This is a genomic window from Spirosoma endbachense (assembly GCF_010233585.1).
Classification (GTDB): Bacteria; Bacteroidota; Bacteroidia; order Cytophagales; family Spirosomataceae; genus Spirosoma; species Spirosoma endbachense.
Genome location: NZ_CP045997.1, coordinates 2,749,079 through 2,752,328 on the forward strand (window position 1 = coordinate 2,749,079; position 3,250 = coordinate 2,752,328).

Below are 3,250 nucleotides of genomic sequence, written 5' to 3' on the forward strand. Positions count from 1 at the left end.
ACACCGCGCCCAGTGTGGCTAATGCTATCCCGCCCCAGTCGGCCACGGTGGGCAGTGGGTTAAAAAAGTCTCTGACCTTGCGATCAGAGACTCGATTTCATCAGGTGGCACCTTCCTACTCTCCCACTTGTGACAGCAGTACCATCGGCAGTACGGGGCTTAACGGCTCTGTTCGAAATGGTAGAGGTGTCCACCCGCCTTACCAGCACCAACCTGTTGACTCTTCATGGGCAGCTTACGCCTTGACGATACGCCACCCAAAGATCTTTGTCTTTTTTCCCACAGAGAGAAACCTCGATACCTATACACAAGCTATTCGTCGTAGCACTTGTACTTACGCGTCCGGGCACATTAGTACGACTCAGCTCTATACATCTCTGCACCTACACCTGTCGCCTATCAACGTGGTCGTCTCCCACGGCCCTTTATACCGGATGACTCATCTCGGGGCCAGTTTCGCACTTAGATGCCTTCAGCGCTTATCTGTTCCCAACGTAGCTACTCGGCCGTGCCTGCGGCCAAACAACCGATCCGCCAGCGGTTGGTCCATCCCGGTCCTCTCGTACTAAGGACAGACCCCCTCAGTCATCCCACGCCCACCACAGATAGGGACCGAACTGTCTCACGACGTTCTGAACCCAGCTCGCGTGCCACTTTAATCGGCGAACAGCCGAACCCTTGGAACCTTCTCCAGCCCCAGGATGTGACGAGCCGACATCGAGGTGCCAAACCTCCCCGTCGATGTGAGCTCTTGGGGGAGATCAGCCTGTTATCCCCGGCGTACCTTTTATCCTTTGAGCGATGGCCCTTCCATGCGGAACCACCGGATCACTATACCCGACTTTCGTCCCAGATCGGCCTGTGTGCCTCACTGTCAAGCTTGCTTCTGCTATTGCACTCCCCTGCCGATTACCGTCCGGCATGAGCAAACCTTGGGAAACCTCCGTTACTCTTTCGGAGGTGACCACCCCAGTCAAACTACCCACCAAACACGGTCCTGGTCGCCCAGTTAGACCGCCAGTCAGCCAAGGGCGGTATTTCAAGGTTGATTCCACGATGCCTGGCGACACCGCTTCGCAATCTCCCGCCTATCCTACACATGCCTGACCGGCGATCAATGTTAAGCTGTAGTAAAGGTGCACGGGGTCTTTCCGTCCCGTGGCGGGTAAGCGGCATCTTCACCGCTACTACAATTTCACCGAACTCATGGTTGAGACAGTGCCCAGATCGTTACACCATTCGTGCAGGTCGGAACTTACCCGACAAGGAATTTCGCTACCTTAGGACCGTTATAGTTACGGCCGCCGTTTACTGGGGCTTCAGTTCAAACCGTCGTCTTGCGACTAAGCTCCCCCCTTAACCTTCCAGCACCGGGCAGGTGTCAGACCCTATGCGTCAACTTTCATTTTGGCAGAGTCCTGTGTTTTTGGTAAACAGTCGCCTGGGCCTCTTCTCTGCAGCCTCTGTTGCCAGTAGGCCCCCCTTATCCCGAAGTTACAGGGTCATTTTGCCGAGTTCCTTAACCATGATTCTTTCGCGCACCTTAGAATATTCTTCCCAGCTACCTGTGTCGGTTTACGGTACGGGTATCCATACGCTTGACGATCCCTAACTTTTCTTGGAAGCCCCTTCAGTCCTTCGCTTCGTCCGAAGACTCCGCTCAACGCCCACTTCCGTCCGGACGTAGAACCTCCAGCACTCCGTCATTAGTGATCCTGCATAGATAGTACAGGAGTATTAACCTGTTCCCCCTCAGGACTCACGATTCCGCTGCCCCTTAGACCCCGACTAACCCTCCGATGACTGCCATCGCGGAGGAAACCTTAGCTTTTCGGTGTGAGGAGTTCTCATCCTCATTCTCGTTACTTATGCCTACATTTGCTTTTCTATGCGGTCCACCATCGCTCACGCGACAACTTCTCCCCCCATAGAATGCTCTCCTACCACAAGTTAGTCTAACTAACTGTCCACCGCTTCGGTGATGTGCTTGATGCCCGTTTATTATCGACGCCCGCCCCGCTCGACCAGTGAGCTGTTACGCACTCTTTAAAGGAATAGCTGCTTCCAAGCTAACCTCCTGGCTGTCTCAGCAGCCGGACCGCCTTTGTTCAACTTAGCACACACTTAGGGACCTTAGCGGATGGTCTGGGTTGTTCCCCTCTCGGACTTGGACCTTAGCACCCAAGCCCTCACTGCCACGCACCCACTGGCGCATTCGGAGTTCATCAGAAGTTGGTAGGATGTGACTCCCCCGCATCCTGTTGGTCGCTCTACCTCACCAGTGGTAACACGCAACGCTGTTCCTAAAAACATTTCGGAGAGTACGAGCTATTTCTCAGTTTGATTGGCCTTTCACCCCTACCCGCAGTTCATCCGGAAGCTTTTCAACGCTTATCGGTTCGGTCCTCCACGGTGTGTTACCACCCCTTCAACCTGACCACGGGTAGATCACCAAGTTTCGCGTCTACCCCTACTGACTCGACGCCCTGTTCAGACTCGCTTTCGCTTCGGCTGCGTACTTTCAAGTACTTAACCTCGCCAGTAACGGTAACTCGTAGGCTCATTATGCAAAAGGCACGCCGTCACTCCACACTGGGAGCTCCGACCGCTTGTAAGCGCCTGGTTTCAGGGTCTATTTCACCCGGGTACTCCCCGTGCTTTTCACCGTTCCCTCACGGTACTCTCCACTATCGGTCTTCTGGTCGTATTTAGCCTTACCGGATGGTGCCGGCCGATTCAGAGGGGATTTCTCCGGTCCCCCCCTACTCAGGATCCCCAACCCACCAACGCCCTGACCCGTACGGGACTCTCACCCTCTGTGGTTGACTTTCCCAAGTCATTTCAGTTCGATTGTTAGCTTGATGTCAGGTCCTACTACCCCGACCACGCCGTAACGTGATTGGTTTGGGCTGTTCCGCGTTCGCTCGCCACTACTGACGGAATCACAATTGTTTTCTCTTCCTGCGGGTACTTAGATGTTTCAGTTCTCCGCGTTTGCCCCTATCACTAGGTACTACCTCTTCAAGGTAGTGGGTTGCCCCATTCGGATACCTGTGGATCAGCCCCTGCCAGCGGGTCCCCACAGCGTTTCGTCGCTTGCCACGTCCTTCCTCGCCACCAGAAGCCTTAGGCATCCCCCAGGCGCCCTTTTGCTGCGTATGTATTGCGCTACTACAATTTCTTGTGTATCTTACCGTGCACCATGAGTCACCTCATGATGCAGTTTCTCCCTGTAGGTCAAAGAACAGTG

General features: G+C 54.5%; 2 rRNA genes. Both read right to left on the bottom strand.

The annotated features are described in order from the left end of the window. Window positions 1–102 precede the first annotated feature (102 nt). Window positions 103–213 (bottom strand): 5S ribosomal RNA (rrf, locus tag GJR95_RS10870). 117 nt (window positions 214–330) lie between these two features. Further along, window positions 331–3,162 (bottom strand): 23S ribosomal RNA (locus GJR95_RS10875). Between the last annotated feature and the right edge of the window lie 88 nt (window positions 3,163–3,250).